Source organism: Pseudoalteromonas sp. Z9A5 (genome assembly GCF_011378875.1).
GTDB lineage: Bacteria > Pseudomonadota > Gammaproteobacteria > Enterobacterales > Alteromonadaceae > Pseudoalteromonas.
Genome location: NZ_WTLC01000006.1, coordinates 1 through 17,796, shown reverse-complemented (window position 1 = coordinate 17,796; position 17,796 = coordinate 1). Strand labels below are relative to the sequence as shown.

The 17,796-nt window shown below is 42.0% G+C and carries 14 protein-coding genes and 1 tRNA gene; all 15 read left to right on the top strand.

The genetic code is table 11. The features are described from left to right. Nucleotides 1–269: 269 nt before the first annotated feature. Entirely contained in the window at nt 270–1,016 is a 747-nt protein-coding gene (gene deoC, locus GQR56_RS04890) for a deoxyribose-phosphate aldolase (protein WP_166109343.1), read from the top strand. A gap of 10 nt (nt 1,017–1,026) precedes the next feature. Next, a complete protein-coding gene (locus GQR56_RS04885; RefSeq protein ID WP_166109342.1) occupies nt 1,027–1,875 on the top strand; it encodes an SPFH domain-containing protein in 849 nt (282 codons plus the stop codon). A 106-nt stretch (nt 1,876–1,981) separates the two neighbouring features. Beyond that, a tRNA-Trp gene (locus GQR56_RS04880) sits at nt 1,982–2,058 on the top strand. A gap of 132 nt (nt 2,059–2,190) precedes the next feature. Beyond that, the gene (gene secE / locus GQR56_RS04875) at nt 2,191–2,568 is read left to right on the top strand and encodes a preprotein translocase subunit SecE (RefSeq protein ID WP_002958877.1); all 378 of its coding nucleotides are present in this window, start codon (nt 2,191–2,193) and stop codon (nt 2,566–2,568) included. Between the two features lie 4 nt (nt 2,569–2,572). After that, entirely contained in the window at nt 2,573–3,130 is a 558-nt protein-coding gene (gene nusG / locus GQR56_RS04870; protein WP_024610772.1) for a transcription termination/antitermination protein NusG, read from the top strand. Nucleotides 3,131–3,342: 212 nt separating this feature from the next. Beyond that, a complete protein-coding gene (gene rplK, locus GQR56_RS04865) occupies nt 3,343–3,771 on the top strand; it encodes a 50S ribosomal protein L11 (protein ID WP_002958879.1) in 429 nt (142 codons plus the stop codon). Between the two features lie 3 nt (nt 3,772–3,774). Then, nucleotides 3,775–4,479, top strand: a complete 705-nt coding sequence (gene rplA, locus GQR56_RS04860; RefSeq protein WP_166109341.1) for a 50S ribosomal protein L1 — start codon at nt 3,775–3,777, stop codon at nt 4,477–4,479. A 323-nt stretch (nt 4,480–4,802) separates the two neighbouring features. Further along, nucleotides 4,803–5,297, top strand: a complete 495-nt coding sequence (gene rplJ / locus GQR56_RS04855) for a 50S ribosomal protein L10 (RefSeq protein ID WP_024610769.1) — start codon at nt 4,803–4,805, stop codon at nt 5,295–5,297. Between the two features lie 74 nt (nt 5,298–5,371). Beyond that, nucleotides 5,372–5,734, top strand: a complete 363-nt coding sequence (gene rplL, locus GQR56_RS04850) for a 50S ribosomal protein L7/L12 (protein ID WP_002958882.1) — start codon at nt 5,372–5,374, stop codon at nt 5,732–5,734. A 273-nt stretch (nt 5,735–6,007) separates the two neighbouring features. Further along, complete coding sequence (gene rpoB, locus GQR56_RS04845; protein WP_024610768.1) at nt 6,008–10,033, top strand: DNA-directed RNA polymerase subunit beta; 4,026 nt, start codon at nt 6,008–6,010, stop codon at nt 10,031–10,033. A gap of 104 nt (nt 10,034–10,137) precedes the next feature. Continuing rightward, entirely contained in the window at nt 10,138–14,313 is a 4,176-nt protein-coding gene (gene rpoC / locus GQR56_RS04840) for a DNA-directed RNA polymerase subunit beta' (RefSeq protein ID WP_166109340.1), read from the top strand. 194 nt (nt 14,314–14,507) lie between these two features. Further along, nucleotides 14,508–14,882 carry a 30S ribosomal protein S12 gene (gene rpsL / locus GQR56_RS04835; protein WP_008165517.1) on the top strand — a complete coding sequence of 125 codons (375 nt, stop codon included), beginning with the start codon at nt 14,508–14,510 and terminating at the stop codon, nt 14,880–14,882. A gap of 96 nt (nt 14,883–14,978) precedes the next feature. Then, nucleotides 14,979–15,449 (top strand): 30S ribosomal protein S7, encoded by a 471-nt coding sequence (gene rpsG, locus GQR56_RS04830; RefSeq protein ID WP_010392135.1) that lies wholly within the window; start codon nt 14,979–14,981, stop codon nt 15,447–15,449. Between the two features lie 27 nt (nt 15,450–15,476). Then, a complete protein-coding gene (gene fusA / locus GQR56_RS04825; RefSeq protein WP_166109339.1) occupies nt 15,477–17,591 on the top strand; it encodes an elongation factor G in 2,115 nt (704 codons plus the stop codon). Nucleotides 17,592–17,653: 62 nt separating this feature from the next. After that, a partial coding sequence (locus GQR56_RS04820; protein ID WP_240914468.1) for a GTP-binding protein occupies nt 17,654–17,796 on the top strand: 143 nt, incomplete at its 3' end.

The window sequence follows — 17,796 nt, the reverse complement described above, 5'->3', positions numbered from 1 at the left end:
CCCTAAACAAATTCAAATAAAAAACACGTTAACCTAGTAAGCAGAATATAGTGGCTATCAATAAGTAAAAAATAATTAAAACCAAGTTAATATAACCAAAGGTTATAACTGCTGCTATTTTTAGACCTAAGGCTTATTTAATAAGGCTTTACACATAATTGCAAGTGAATAGTAAGCTTATAGTGTTTGGTTATGAGCTATAGCGAGTTTATTTTAATTTGTTAATATGGGGCTATGTAACTTTGCACATAGTAAATGATGGAGTTTAAATGTCTGAACAACAAAAAAATGCGGTTTTAGCGGTCACGTTAATGGATTTAACCAGTTTAAATGACGACGATAGCAAAGCAACTATTGAGGCTTTAGTTAACAGCATTGATCCCGTATTAGGCACTCCTGCTGCTGTATGTGTTTATAGTGATTTTGTTGATGACGCTAAAATTGCATTAGCGGCACGAGAACTAAGCCATGTAAAAGTTGCCACGGTTACTAATTTCCCGTTAGGGGATGCTCCTTTAAGTGATGTAATTAACGAAACGCTTATAGCAATAGAGCGTGGTGCCGATGAAATAGACTTAGTAATTCCATATAAAGCATTAATTGCTGGCGATGAGCGCATGGTGCTTGAATACGTTAGCGAGAGTAAAAAGGCATGTGGTACACGTGCACGGCTTAAGGTAATTATAGAAAGTGGCGAGCTCAAAACACAGACATTAATAGCGCAAGCAACTGCCTTGGCAATTAAAGGTGGTGCTGACTTTGTTAAAACGAGTACGGGTAAAGTTGCTATTAATGCGACCCTTGAGTCGACAAAAATAATGCTAAATACAATTAAACAATCAGGTAAGTTAATTGGTTTTAAAGCGGCGGGTGGTGTTAAAACAGTTGCTGATGCAACAGACTATCTAGCACTTACGCGTTCAATAATGGGCGATGATTACTTACACGCTGATACCTTTAGATTTGGTGCATCAAGCTTATTAAGTGACGTATATAAAACACTAAAGAGCAAATAGAGAACGAATAATGAGAATGAGAAATTCAGGAACACAAACACTGTTTAATAATTTATTTAAAGGTGTTTTAGTAATTGCTGTGGTTGGCTTTAGCTTAACGGCATGCACTAACCCAAGTACCCCTGCGGGAGAAGAAGGTTACGTATTCGAAAAGCCGCGCGTATTTGGTGAGGGCGGTTATCAAGGAACAATGAAAGGTCCATCTAATTATGGTATGTCGCTATTGCGTAATGAAGTAGTGAACATAGATATGCGACCTAATACATACACCGAGACATTTAGAATACTTGCTAATGATGATTTAAATATTAAATTTGATTTTCATGCAGTAATTGCGATTGAAAGTGGGTCGGTTAGAACTGTTGTGGAAGAATATGGCGCCGAAAATTGGTATAAGCGTTTTGTACGTGAAACATTTAGAACATATGTGCGTGATACAGTACAAAAATACGATAGTGGCGAGCTTAAAACAAATCGCGAGAAAATAGCAAAAGAAGTGACTCTGCGCCTGCAAGGTTATTTATCGACCACTCCATTTAAGCTAGCAAATGTTGTCGTTGGTAATATTAATTACCCCGATATTGTTGCTAATGCAGTTGAGAAAAAACTAGCCGCTCAGCAGTTATTGGCAGAAAAAGAAACACAAAAAGAAATAGCCCGAAAAGACGCTGAAATTAGGGTAGAAGAAGCTAAAGGTATTGCTCAAGCTCAAAAAATAATTAATGCGACGCTAACGGCTAATTATATTCAACATGAAGCGATTAATGCACAAATAATAATGGCATCGTCACCTAATCATACAACAGTGTATATTCCGGTTGGAAACAACGGCGTGCCAATTGTTAAAGGGGCCAATTAAGGCTTTTTAATATCAAGCTCTTAATTGTTTACAGAGATTTTGCATTACGGGTACCTTTTAGGCTTGTGTTAATGGCTTGCGTAAGTATAATAGGCATCCACTTTGCAGGGGCGTAGTTCCAATTGGTAGAACAGCGGTCTCCAAAACCGATGGTTGGGAGTTCGAGTCTCTCCGCCCCTGCCAGTTTTACTTAGAATTTGAGTAGTCTGAGATTAAAAACCGGTTTAAATTAAGTCTGTTTTTAAGTTTAGATTTTAATGGATTAACCCTGCCGTAGTGTAGGGTTGTTGTGTCTGTAGTTAAGGTAATAATATTATGAGCACGAATGTAGAAACACCATCAAGTGCGATGGAGTCAGTAAAGTGGTTAGTAGCAATCGCGCTACTTGCAGGCGCAGTTGTTGGTAATCATATGTATGCAGATCAGTCTGTATTGCTACGTGCTATCGGCGTTGTTGTTGCAATAGCGGCTGGATTAGCAATTGCCTCGCAAACCTTTAAGGGACGTAACTTTCTTGCTTTTGCTAAAGAAGCTCGAATTGAAGTACGCAAAGTTATTTGGCCAACGCGTCAAGAAACTACCCACACGACATTAATTGTAATGGTTGCAACGGTGATTATGGCACTTATCCTTTGGGGATTAGATGGCATTTTATTCCGCGCTGTTGGCTTTTTAACTGGATTGGAGATCTGATCCCATGTCGGATGAGAATAACGAAATTAAATTACGCTGGTATGTAGTACAAGCTTTTTCTGGTTACGAAAAGCGTGTAGCACAAACATTAGTCGAACATATCAAAATCGAAGGTCTTGAAGCGAGCTTTGGTGAGATACTAGTACCAACTGAAGAAGTTGTTGAGATGCGCGCTGGTCAAAAGCGTAAATCTGAGCGTAAATTCTTCCCAGGTTATGTATTAGTACAAATGGATATGAACGATAAGAGCTGGCACTTAGTGAACAGCACTGAACGCGTAATGGGCTTTATTGGTGGTACGTCTGATCGTCCTGCTCCAATTAGCCCTAAAGAAGCAGAACGTATTCTTAACCGTCTACAAGAAAATGCTGAAGCACCTAAACCTGCTACATTGTTTGAACCAGGTGAAGTTGTACGTGTTACAGATGGACCATTTGCAGACTTTAGTGGTGTAGTTGAAGAAGTTGACTACGAAAAGAGCCGCGTAAAAGTGTCTGTACTTATTTTTGGTCGTTCTACACCAGTTGAACTTGAATTTGGTCAAGTTGAGCAAGATAAGTAATTGATTAAAAAAGCTTCGCTAATATTTTAGTAAATATTGGCATGAAGCTTGAAAAAGGCCGTTGATTATCTTATAATCAACGGCCTTTTTGTATTAAGGTAAATTTATTTTTACTTTACAAAAAGTACGAAACCAATTTTTAAACTGGGAAGCCGCTAGAGTACGCGTCCTCGCGCGCACAAGGCTAAGACCCACCTAATGAGGTATTTATAATGGCTAAAAAAGTTGAAGCTCTAATCAAGCTACAAGTTGCCGCTGGTATGGCTAATCCTAGCCCTCCAGTTGGTCCAGCACTAGGACAACACGGTGTAAACATCATGGAATTCTGTAAAGCGTTTAACGCACGTACAGAATCAATTGAAAAAGGCGCTCCAGTTCCTGTAGTGATCTCTGTTTACGGCGACCGTTCTTTTACGTTCGACATGAAAACGCCACCTGCTGCTTACTTACTTAAGAAAGCTGCTGGTATCAAGTCAGGCTCAGGCCGTCCTAACACTGATAAAGTAGGCACAGTAACTCGTGCTCAACTTGAAGAAATTGTTGAGACAAAACGAACTGACCTTACAGCTGCCGATATGGACGCAGCGGTTCGCACTATCGCAGGTTCTGCGCGTGCGATGGGCTTGAACGTAGAGGACTAAGAAATGGCTAAATTAACTAAACGTATGCGTACTATCCGCGAAAAAGTGGAAGTAACAAAAGATTACGAGATCAATGAAGCAATTACTCTTTTAAAAGAGTTAGCGACAGCTAAATTCGTAGAAAGTGTTGACGTTGCTGTTAACCTTGGTATCGATGCTCGTAAATCTGATCAAAACGTTCGTGGTGCTACTGTACTACCTAACGGTACTGGTCGTGACGTTCGTGTTGCTGTATTCACTCAAGGCGCTAATGCAGAAGCTGCAAAAGAAGCCGGTGCTGAATTAGTAGGCATGGAAGATCTTGCTGAGCTAGTTAAAAAAGGCGAGATGAATTTTGACGTTGTTGTTGCATCACCAGACGCTATGCGTGTTGTTGGTCAACTAGGTCAAATCTTAGGTCCACGTGGTCTAATGCCAAACCCTAAAACTGGTACTGTAACGCCTAACGTTGCAGAAGCAGTTAAAAATGCTAAAGCTGGTCAAGTACGTTACCGTAATGACAAGAATGGCATCATCCATACTACTATTGGTAAGGTTGATTTCACAGCTGAGCAGCTTCAACAAAATCTTGAGTCACTAATTGTTGCACTTAAGAAGGCTAAGCCTTCTCAAGCTAAAGGTATTTACTTGAAGAAAGTAACTATCTCTACAACAATGGGCGCAGGTGTTTCTGTTGACCAAGGCACTTTAAGCACAACTGTAGCTTAATTTAGTGTTTACATGGCGTGAAATTTGTACTATAATTTCGCGCCATTTTGTTGATTAATTTATTAATTGGCAAAGTAAAGAATTCGGGTTGAAGTCTATAATTTCGTTGCACCTTAGGGTAAAACGATAAATTAGGCTTCCGTCCAAGACCGTAGGTGGCTTCGGCCTTAATATTCACCTACGTAGACGGTGTAGACCCCAGATAGATTTTTCCTAATCCTTCTGGCTCTCGCCGTAAAAAGCATCTCTACCTTGTTTGGTAGGGAAGAGTAGAACCGGGGAAACCGATAATCGGTACCCCCATTAAACCAGGAGTAACACCCATGGCTTTAAATCTTCAAGGCAAAAAAGCAATAGTTGCTGAAGTCAACGAAGCAGCCAATGGTGCTCTATCTGCAGTTGTTGCAGATTCTCGTGGTGTAACAGTTGGCGCAATTACTGCCCTTCGTAAAGAAGCTCGTGCAAATGGTGTTTGGATGAAAGTTGTCCGTAACACTCTAGCAAAACGTGCTCTTGAAGGAACAGATTTTGAGTGTCTTTCTGATTCATTTGTTGGTCCAAGCTTAATCGCTTTCTCATCAGAGCATCCAGGTGCTGCTGCGCGTATCTTTTCAGATTTCGCGAAAAAGAATGAGAAATTCGAGCTTAAAACGGCCGCTTTTGAAGGAAATGTTGTTGATGCAGCAATGCTTGCTACATTACCTACATACGATGAAGCTGTTGCACGCTTAATGAGTGCTATGAAAGAAGCGTCTGCTGGCAAATTGTGTAAAACAATTGAAGCAGTACGTCTACAGAAAGAAGAGCAAGCTGCTTAATTTTAAGCTGTTTAATCACTTTCGGTGTAAAATTTATTTGGACTTAAAGTCCGTTAATTATTAGGAAATTTGTAATGTCTGTATCTAAAGACCAAATCCTTGACGCAATTGCTGAAATGTCAGTAATGGACGTTGTTGCTCTTATTGAAGCAATGGAAGAAAAATTCGGCGTAACAGCTGCAGCTGCAATGGTAGCTGGTCCAGCTGCTGAAGCTGCTGAAGAGAAAACAGAATTTGACGTAATCCTTACTGGCGCTGGCGCTAACAAGGTTTCTGCAATCAAAGCTGTTCGTAGCGCAACTGGCCTTGGCCTTAAAGAAGCGAAAGCTCTTGTTGAAGCTGCTCCTACACCTGTTAAAGAAGGTGTATCTAAAGAAGAAGCTGAAGCACTTGCAAAAGATCTTACTGAAGCTGGTGCTGAAGTTGAGGTTAAGTAATTTAGCTTTTGCTAAGTTCGCTGCCTGAGAAATCAGGCAAGGGCTGGTGATTATTTAATCACCGGCCTTTTTGCGCTATAGAGTGATCCACTCTTTTAGCGCAAATAAAATCTGATTTTTTTCTTTACTTTCAACGCTTTATAGTTTGCTAGTGTTAAAGTGAGAGCTAAATTAGAGCAACAATTGAATGTTGTAAAATCTTGGCATAGCTGCCAGTTAAGTCTGTTCTTACAAGAACAGGTCGGGTCAAAGATCAGCAAGCTGAGGAACCCCATGGCTTACTCTTATTCTGAAAAGAAACGTATCCGTAAGGATTTTGGTAAACGTCCACAAGTTTTAGATATACCTTTTTTACTGTCTACACAGTTAGAATCGTTTAAAAAATTCTTAGTGCCGGACGCTGATGGCGATCATGGTTTGGAAGCTGCCTTCCGTTCTGTGTTCCCAATAAAAAGCTACTCGGGAAATTCTGAGCTTCAATACGTAAGTTACCGTATTGGCGAGCCAGTTTTCGATGTAAAAGAATGTCAAATTCGCGGTGTGACTTATTCTGCTCCACTTCGCGTGAAACTTCGCCTTATCGTTATGGACAAAGAAGCTCCAGGCACAGTTAAAGACATTAAAGAGCAAGAAGTTTACATGGGCGAAATTCCGCTCATGACAGATACCGGTACCTTTGTAATCAATGGTACAGAGCGTGTTATCGTTTCTCAGCTACACCGTAGCCCTGGTGTATTCTTTGATAACGACCGCGGTAAAACTCATTCATCAGGTAAAGTATTATATAACGCACGCGTTATTCCTTACCGTGGTTCATGGTTAGACTTCGAATTTGATGCAAAAGATAACTTATATGTACGTATAGATCGTCGTCGTAAATTACCGGCGTCTATCATCCTACGTGCACTTGAGTACTCTAGTGAACAAATCCTAGAAATCTTCTTCGATAATACTACGTTTGAAGTAGCGGACGGTAAAGTTCTTATGGAACTTGTGCCTTCACGTTTACGTGGTGAAACTGCCGCTTTTGATATCAAGAGCGAAGACGGTGAAGTATTTGTTGAAAGCGGTCGTCGTGTTACGGCTCGCCACATCAAGAGCATCGAGAAGAAAGGCATTAACCGATTAGAAGTGCCACATGAGTATGTTATTGGCCGTGTTATAGCTAAAAACTACGTTGACGAGTCAACGGGTGAAGTTATTGCTAACGCGAATGACGAATTAACTCTTGAGCTAATGGCTGAATTGGTTAAAGCAGGTCACACTAAAATTGATACGTTATATATCAATGAAGTGGACAGCGGTGCTTACATGTCAAATACATTGAACATTGACTCTTCAAGCAGCCGTTTAGAAGCACTAGTAGAAATTTACCGCATGATGCGCCCAGGCGAGCCACCGACGAAAGACGCGGCTGAAGCCTTATTCCAGAACCTGTTCTTCTCTGAAGAACGTTATGACTTATCTACTGTAGGTCGTATGAAGTTCAATAGCCGTGTTGGTTACGATACAGACACAGGCCCAGGCACATTAAGCAAAGAAGACATCGTGTCTGTTATGAAAGTATTAATTGCTATTCGTAACGGTCAAGGCGATGTTGATGATATCGATCACTTAGGCAACCGTCGTATACGTAGTGTTGGCGAAATGGCTGAGAACCAATTCCGTGTTGGTCTAGTACGTGTAGAACGTGCTGTACGTGAGCGTTTAAGCTTAGGTGACCTTGACGCAATAATGCCACAAGATCTTATTAACGCTAAGCCTATATCGGCAGCTGTTAAAGAGTTCTTCGGCTCGTCTCAGTTATCACAGTTTATGGACCAAAATAACCCGCTATCAGAAGTTACGCATAAACGTCGTATCTCTGCATTAGGTCCGGGCGGTCTAACTCGTGAACGCGCAGGCTTTGAAGTACGTGACGTTCACGTAACTCACTATGGTCGCGTATGTCCAATCGAGACTCCTGAGGGTCCAAACATCGGTCTAATTAACTCGTTGTCTACGTACGCACGTACAAATGACTACGGTTTCTTAGAAACGCCTTACCGCAAAGTGGTAGACGGTGTTGTAACTGATGAAGTTGATTATTTATCAGCCATTGAAGAAGGTCAGTTTGTTATCGCACAGGCGAATTCAAACTTAACTGAAACCAATGAGTTTGTTGATGAACTTATTCCATGTCGTCACAAAGGTGAATCTACCTTTATGGGTCGTATGGATCAGCAATATATGGATGTATCACCACAACAGGTGATCTCTGTAGCGGCAGCACTTATCCCGTTCCTAGAACACGATGATGCTAACCGTGCATTGATGGGTTCAAACATGCAACGTCAAGCAGTACCAACATTGAAAGCGGACAAACCGTTAGTAGGTACTGGTATTGAGTTAACACTAGCGAAAGATTCTGGTGTAACTATCGTTGCTAAACGTGGTGGTGAAGTAATGTATGCTGACGCAAGTCGCATCGTTGTTAATGTACATGAAGAAGAACGCATTCCTGGTGAAGCGGGCATCGACATTTACAACTTAACCAAATACACACGTTCTAACCAAAATACATGTATTAACCAAAAACCAACTTGTATGGTTGGCGAACCGGTTACTCGTGGTGACGTGTTAGCAGATGGTCCTTCGACTGACTTAGGTGATTTAGCCCTTGGTCAAAACCTGCGCGTGGCATTCATGCCATGGAACGGTTACAACTTCGAAGATTCAATCTTGCTATCAGAGCGCGTAGTTGAAGAAGATCGTCTAACGACTATCCATATTCAAGAGCTACAGTGTGTTGCCCGTGATACTAAATTAGGTCCAGAAGAGATTACTGCAGATATCCCGAATGTGGGTGAGTCTGCGCTAGGCAAGCTTGATGAATCAGGTGTTGTTTATATTGGTGCTGAAGTTAAGAGCGGCGATATTCTAGTAGGTAAAGTAACTCCTAAAGGCGAAACACAGTTAACACCTGAAGAGAAGCTTCTGCGAGCTATCTTCGGCGAAAAAGCGTCTGATGTTAAAGACAGCTCTTTACGTGTACCAAACTCTGTAACTGGTACTGTAATTGACGTACAAGTTTTCACCCGTGATGGTGTTGAAAAAGACAAACGTGCGTTAGAAGTTGAAGACATGCAGCTTCGCGAAGCGAAGAAAGACTTCAATGAAGAGTTCCGTATTTTAGAAGCTGGCGTTTTAGGACGTGCTCGCAAGTTACTTGTTGATGCAGGCTTCGAAGAAGACAAATTAACATCGCTGAATGCTGAGAAACTACTTACTCAAAGCCTTGCTGAAGAAGATAAGCAAGCTGAACTTGAGCAATTAGCTGCACAGTACGATGAGCTTAAAGCTGAATACGATAAAAAGTTTGAAAACAAACGTCGTAAAATTACCCAAGGTGATGACTTAGCACCAGGCGTACTTAAGATTGTTAAAGTATACCTAGCTGTTAGACGTCGTATCCAACCGGGTGACAAAATGGCGGGTCGTCATGGTAACAAAGGTGTTATCTCGACTATCGTACCAGTAGAAGATATGCCTTACGATGACAAAGGTCGTACGGTAGATATCGTATTGAATCCACTAGGTGTACCATCGCGTATGAACATCGGTCAGATCCTTGAAACACATATGGGTCTAGCTGCACGTGGTATCGGTGAACGCATTGAAGAAATGATGAAAGAGCAACGTGAGCTTCATGAGCTACGTGACTTCATCAAGCAAGCATACGAAATTGGTGAATCTCGCCAAGTTGTAGACATTGCTAGCTTCACAGATGACGAAATTCGTCGTTTGGCTGAAAACTTAAAAGGTGGTTTACCAATAGCTACTCCTGCATTTGATGGCGCGAAAGAAAGCGAAATCAAAGACATGCTTGAGCTTGCGGGTTACCCACGTAGTGGTCAGGTTACACTTTATGATGGCCGTACTGGCGATCAGTTTGAACGTCAAGTAACTGTTGGTTACATGTACATGCTTAAATTGAATCACTTAGTTGATGATAAAATGCATGCACGTTCTACTGGTTCTTACAGCCTTGTTACTCAGCAGCCGCTGGGTGGTAAAGCACAGTTCGGTGGCCAGCGTTTTGGTGAGATGGAAGTATGGGCACTTGAAGCTTACGGTGCTGCTTACACTCTACAAGAAATGCTAACAGTGAAATCGGATGACGTGAACGGTCGTACTAAGATGTATAAAAACATCGTTGATGGTAACCATAAAATGGAACCAGGTATGCCAGAATCGTTCAACGTATTGTTGAAAGAAATCCGCTCACTGGGTATCAACATCGAGTTGGAAGAAAATTAAGCCAATTAGATGCTGCAGTTAACGCTGCAGCATCTGTTACGGCCGAATAGAATGTAGGGACGAGAATACCCGTCCTCAAGATTAACTCCGACAGGAGAGCTAAGGTGAAAGACTTACTTAAGTTTCTGAAGCAACAAAATAAGACCGAAGAATTCGATGCAATTCGCATTGGTCTTGCTTCACCAGACATGGTTCGTTCATGGTCATACGGTGAAGTAAAGAAACCTGAGACTATTAACTACCGTACTTTCAAGCCTGAGCGTGATGGCTTATTCTGTGCCCGTATTTTCGGTCCAGTGAAAGATTATGAATGCTTATGTGGTAAATATAAGCGTCTTAAACACCGTGGTGTGATCTGTGAAAAGTGTGGCGTTGAAGTAACACTCACTAAAGTGCGACGCGATCGTATGGGTCATATTGACCTTGCGAGCCCAGTTGCACACATATGGTTTTTAAAATCATTACCGTCACGTATCGGCTTAATGCTAGATATGACGCTTCGTGATATTGAACGTGTTCTTTACTTCGAATCATTCGTAGTAACTGAGCCGGGTATGACAACGCTTGAGCGTGGTCAATTACTTGGTGAAGAAGAATACCTAGATGCACTAGAAGAGCATGGTGATGAGTTTGAAGCTAAGATGGGTGCTGAAGCAGTTTTAGACTTGCTTCGTGAACTCGATCTTGCTCAATTAATTGCTGAAATGCGTGAAGAGTTACCAACAATTAACTCTGAAACTAAGCGTAAAAAAATCACTAAACGTCTTAAGTTAATGGAATCGTTCCACCAATCAGGTAATAACCCTGAGTGGATGATCATGACAGTACTTCCAGTATTGCCACCTGATCTACGCCCATTAGTACCTCTAGACGGTGGTCGTTTTGCGACGTCTGATCTAAATGACCTTTACCGTCGTGTTATTAACCGTAATAACCGTCTTAAGCGTCTACTAGATTTAGCAGCACCAGACATTATTGTACGCAACGAAAAACGTATGTTACAAGAAGCGGTAGATGCGCTACTTGATAACGGTCGTCGTGGTCGTGCAATTACAGGTTCTAATAAACGTCCTCTTAAATCTCTTGCTGATATGATCAAGGGTAAGCAAGGTCGTTTCCGTCAGAACTTACTTGGTAAGCGTGTAGATTATTCAGGCCGTTCTGTAATCACAGTTGGTCCTACACTTAAGCTTCACCAATGTGGTCTTCCTAAGAAGATGGCGCTAGAGCTATTCAAACCATTCATCTATGGCAAACTAGAACGTCGCGGCATGGCTACGACAATCAAAGCTGCTAAGAAGATGGTTGAACGTGAAGTTCCGGAAGTATGGGATGTACTTGACGAAGTAATTCGTGAACATCCAGTATTACTTAACCGTGCACCAACACTTCACCGTTTGGGTATCCAAGCGTTTGAGCCTGTGCTTATCGAAGGTAAAGCGATTCATTTGCATCCATTAGTATGTGCGGCGTACAACGCCGATTTCGATGGTGACCAAATGGCGGTACACGTACCGTTAACAATCGAAGCGCAGCTTGAAGCTCGTGCATTGATGATGTCAACAAACAACATTCTATCTCCTGCGAATGGTGAGCCAATCATCGTTCCTTCACAGGATGTTGTATTGGGTCTTTATTACATGACTCGTGACCGCATTAACGCTAAAGGCGAAGGCGCGATATTTAAAGATCCAAAAGAAGCAGAAAAAGCATACCGTAGTGGTAATGCAGACCTTCACGCAATCGTGAAAGTACGTATTAGCCAATCAGTTAAAAACGAAGACGGCGTAGTAGAAGATACTATTACTGTTATCGATACAACTGTTGGTCGTGCGATTCTGTCTCTAATTTTACCTAAAGGCATGCCGTTTGCGTCAATCAACCAGCCGCTAGGTAAAAAGCAGATTTCTGGCTTATTGAATGAGTGTTACCGTCGTCTAGGTCTTAAAGATACAGTTATCTTTGCTGACCAAGTTATGTACACCGGTTTCCATTATGCAATGAAGTCAGGTGTTTCTATCGGTATTGATGACTTAGTTATCCCACCGGTTAAAGCACAGATAATTGAATCAGCTGAAGCTGAAGTTACTGAAATCAACCAACAATTCCAATCAGGTCTTGTAACGGCTGGTGAAAAGTACAACAAAGTTATCGATATCTGGTCACGCGTAAACGAAAACTTATCACGTGAAATGATGTCTAACTTGTCGAAAGACACAGTTATCAATGCACAAGGTGAAGAAGTAGAGCAACCGTCATTTAACTCAGTGTTTATGATGGCCGACTCAGGTGCTCGTGGTAGTGCTGCACAGATTCGTCAGTTGGCGGGTATGCGTGGTCTAATGGCACGTCCAGATGGTTCAATCATCGAGACGCCAATCACAGCTAACTTCCGTGAAGGTCTAAACGTACTTCAGTACTTCATCTCAACGCATGGTGCGCGTAAAGGTCTTGCCGATACAGCACTTAAAACAGCTAACTCGGGTTACCTAACGCGTCGTCTAGTAGACGTTGCACAAGATTTGGTAATCAATGAAGATGACTGTGGCACAGAAGATGGCTTAACAATGAAACCGCTTATTGAAGGTGGTGATGTTGTAGAAGCACTTCGTGAACGTGTTCTAGGTCGTGTTGTTGCTGAAGATATTGTGATTCCAGGTACTAATACAGTACTTGTTGAACGTAATATCATGCTTGACGAAAAGCTGTGTGACCTTTTAGAAGAGCATTCAGTAGATGAAGTTCGCGTACGTTCTGTTATCACTTGTGATAATGACTTTGGTGTTTGTGCTAACTGTTATGGTCGTGACCTAGCACGTGGTCATATCATCAACGCGGGTGAATCAGTTGGTGTTATAGCAGCACAGTCAATCGGTGAGCCAGGTACACAGTTAACAATGCGTACTTTCCACATCGGTGGTGCGGCATCTAGAGCGTCTGCAGAAAATAATGTACAAGTTAAAACTAACGGTACATTAAAACTTCATAACTCTAAGTATGTACTTAACACAGACGATAAGATTGTTATTACCTCTCGTTCAACGGAAATTACTATCATTGATAGTTATGGTCGTGAGAAAGAGCGTTATAAAGTGCCTTACGGTGCAGTATTAACAGTTAAAGACAATACGGAAGTTCAAGGTAACGACATCGTTGCTACTTGGGACCCGCATAGTCACCCAATCGTTCTTGAGCATAAATCAAAAGTATCGTTTAGCGATATCGATGATTCAAATACAGAAGCACAGACTGATGAACTAACCGGTTTAACCCGTGTAGTTGTAAAAGACCTTGCTAAAGTAAATACGAAAGAACCAAAGCTTATCATCGAAAGTGAAGAGCGCGGTCTGCAAGAAACACGTCTACCTTCATATACTACAATTGAAGTGATTGACGGCGTTACAGCAAACCCTGGTGACGTGCTTGCACGTATACCACAAGAAGGTTCGAAAACTCGTGATATCACGGGTGGTCTACCACGCGTAGCCGACTTATTTGAAGCTCGTAAGCCAAAAGATCCAGCTATCTTAGCTGAAATCACAGGTACAATTAGCTTCGGTAAAGAGACTAAAGGTAAGAAGCGTTTAGTTATTACTCCACCAGAAGGTGATCATTACGAAGAGATGATCCACAAGTGGCGTCAACTTAACGTGTTTGAAGGTGAGCAAGTGTCTAAAGGTGAAGTTATCGCCGATGGTCCTGAATCACCGCATGACATCTTACGCCTACGTGGTGTGACTCATGTTGCTAACTACATCGTTAACGAAGTGCAAGAGGTTTACCGTTTGCAAGGCGTTAAGATCAATGACAAGCACATTGAAACAATTATCCGTCAAATGTTACGTAAATGTACCATTATGCACGGCGGTGATACTGACTTCTTAGCCGGTGAACAAATCGAAGTGGCGCGCGTTAATATCGCAAACCGTGACCTTGAAAAACAAGGTAAGATACCAGCTAAGTTTGAAATCCAGTTAATGGGTATCACAAAAGCATCACTAGCAACAGAATCTTTCATCTCTGCAGCGTCTTTCCAAGAGACAACACGTGTTCTTACAGATGCGGCAGTGAATGGTAAGAGCGATGAACTTCGCGGTCTTAAAGAAAACGTAATTGTGGGTCGTTTGATCCCAGCCGGTACCGGTTTTGCGTATCATCAAGAACGTATGGCTCGCCGTAAACAAAGCAAAGTAGTAGTAGAAGAGCAAACTGTAAGTGCAGAAGAGGCAACTCAAGCACTAACTGACGCTCTAAATGCTGATTTGTCTGGAAATCAATAAACTGTTCTTAATCAATAGATTAAGTGATAGTAAGGCAGATATCTTCTGTCTTACTATTAGTTTAGGTTGACAGGTTAAACTTTGCTCATTAAAATTCCGCCACCCATTTACTTGTGTGCTTAATGCAGACTCGTAAATAAAGGGCGGATTTTTTATTTTTTTCAGTAGTAATTTTAATTTCAGGAGCTATTTAAATGGCAACTATTAACCAGCTAGTGCGTAAGCCACGCCGTAGCAAGGTTACGAAAAGTAACTCAGCTGCACTAAAAGCGTGTCCGCAAAAGCGCGGTGTATGTACTCGCGTATATACAACTACACCTAAGAAACCTAACTCGGCGTTACGTAAAGTAGCTCGTGTACGTTTAACTAACGGTTTCGAAGTAACTTCATACATTGGTGGTGAAGGTCATAACCTTCAAGAGCATAGTGTAATCCTAATCCGTGGTGGTCGTGTTAAAGATTTACCAGGTGTGCGTTTTCACACTGTTCGTGGTGCACTTGACTGTGCAGGCGTTAGCGACCGTCGTCAAGCTCGTTCTAAATACGGTACTAAACGCCCTAAAGGCTAATGTTTTCCGTTAGTAAGGCCAAGCACTAAATATTTATAATTATTGTTTTGGGTGATTGACTCGAAAGAGCAAACCTGAATAAACCGGAGATACAAAATGCCTAGAAGACGCGTAATCGGTCAACGTAAAATTCTTCCAGATCCTAAGTTCGGATCGGAACTTCTTGCTAAATTCGTTAACATCGTGATGTTAGACGGCAAGAAATCTACTGCTGAAAAAATTGTTTATGGTGCGCTAGACGTGGCTGCTGAGAAATCAGGCAAGTCGCACCTAGAAATCTTTGAAACTGCACTTGATAACATCCGCCCACAGGTAGAAGTTAAATCTCGCCGTGTTGGTGGTTCAACTTATCAAGTACCAGTTGAAGTACGTCCAGTTCGTCGTAACGCATTAGGTATGCGTTGGTTAGTAGACGCTGCACGTAAGCGTGGCGAAAAATCTATGGGCTTACGTTTAGCTCAAGAAATCGTTGACGCTGCTGACAACAAAGGCACTGCGGTTAAGAAACGTGAAGACGTTCACCGTATGGCTGAAGCGAATAAAGCATTCGCTCATTACCGTTGGTAATCTGTCTTTAACCTTTAAGAGGATCATATGGCACGTACAACTCCACTTGAGCGCTATCGTAATATAGGTATTGTAGCTCACGTAGATGCAGGCAAAACCACCACAACAGAACGAGTTCTGTTCTACACGGGTCTTTCTCATAAGATCGGTGAAGTACATGATGGCGCTGCAACTATGGATTGGATGGAGCAGGAACAAGAGCGTGGTATCACAATCACTTCTGCTGCAACAACGTGTTTTTGGAAAGGGATGGACGCTCAATTTGACGCCCATCGTATCAATATTATTGATACTCCAGGACACGTAGATTTCACTATCGAAGTAGAGCGTTCTTTACGCGTACTTGATGGTGCGGTAGTTGTTCTTTGTGCTTCATCTGGTGTACAGCCGCAAACTGAGACAGTTTGGCGTCAAGCGAACAAATACGAAGTTCCGAGAATGATCTTCGTAAATAAAATGGATCGCACGGGCGCTGACTTCTTAGCTGTGGTTAGCCAGGTGAAATCTCGTCTTGGAGCAACGCCTGTTCCAATTCAGTTGCCTGTAGGCGCTGAGGACGACTTTAAAGGTGTTATTGACCTCATAAAAATGAAAATGATTAACTGGAACGAAGCGGACCAGGGTATGACTTTTTCATATGAGGCAATACCGGCAGATCTTCTGGAATTAGCTGAAGAATGGCGCTCTCATTTAGTTGAAAGCGCTGCTGAAGCAACAGATGAACTAATGGATAAATACTTAGAAGGTGAAGAGTTAAGCGAAGCAGAAATCAAAAATGCTTTGCGTCAACGAACATTAGCGAATGAGATTGTTCCAGTTACTTGTGGTAGTGCATTTAAAAACAAAGGTGTTCAAGCTGTGCTTGATTGCGTTGTTGAATATATGCCCTCACCAGAGCAAGTGAAACAAATCCAAGGTATCTTAGAAAATGGTACTGAGGAAGAACGTCCTGCTAATGATAAAGCGCCGTTTGCTGCACTCGCATTTAAGATTGCAACAGACCCGTTTGTTGGCACCTTGACCTTTTTCCGTGTTTACTCTGGTACTGTTAAACAGGGTGACACGGTATATAATCCAGTAAAAAGTAAGCGTGAGCGACTTGGCCGTATCGTACAGATGCATTCAAACTCTCGTGAAGAGATCAAAGAAGTTTTCGCAGGCGACATCGCGGCAGCTATTGGTCTTAAAGACGTAACAACAGGTGAAACACTGTGTGATCCGAGTTCTATTATTACGCTTGAGCGTATGGAATTCCCTGAACCAGTAATCTCTATTGCGGTTGAGCCTCGCACTATAGCTGACCAAGATAAGATGGGTATTGCGCTAGGTAAACTAGCTGCTGAAGATCCTTCTTTTCGCGTACAAACTGACGAAGAATCAGGCCAGATTATAATCTCTGGCATGGGTGAACTTCACCTTGATATCATCGTCGACCGTATGAAACGTGAATTCAGTGTTGAATGTAACGTTGGTAAGCCGCAGGTCTCATACCGAGAAGCTATTCGTTCAACTGTTAAAGTTGAAGGGAAGTTTATACGTCAGTCAGGTGGTCGTGGTCAATATGGTCACGTTTGGATTAAACTTGAACCGATGGATATTACGGATGATGAGTCACCAATTTACGAGTTCGTTAACGAAACCGTAGGTGGTTCTGTTCCTAAAGAATTCGTCCCTGCGGTAGACAAAGGTATCCAAGAGCAAATGTCTCAAGGTGTACTGGCAGGCTACCCATTACTTGGCGTTAGAGCGACTTTATATGATGGTTCATTCCATGATGTAGATTCGAATGAAATGGCATTTAAAATAGCAGGTTCACTGGCAATGAGAGATGGGGCGCTTAAAGCTAACCCTGTACTTTTAGAGCCAGTAATGAAGGTTGAAGTACTCACTCCTGATTCAAATATGGGTGATGTAGTTGGCGACTTAAACCGTCGCCGCGGCATAATCGAAGGCATGGAAGATGCATTAGGTGGACTTAAGCAAATTAATGCGCAAGTTCCTCTTTCTGAAATGTTTGGTTATGCGACTGCTTTACGATCTGCAACACAAGGCCGTGCCTCATACTCTATGGAGTTTGTGAAGTACGCTGAAGCCTCGAAAAATGTTGCAGATACAATAATTTCAGCTCGCGCTGTTATATAATTTTAGCTTGTCTGGCTCAATAGTGAGTCAGGCTTTAATTTCTTTATTAGGAATTTTTTAAGATGGCAAAAGAAAAGTTTGAACGCGTAAAACCGCATGTAAACGTTGGTACAATCGGCCACGTTGACCACGGTAAAACTACACTAACTGCAGCAATCACTAACGTACTTGCAAAAGTATACGGCGGTGTTGCTAAAGATTTCGC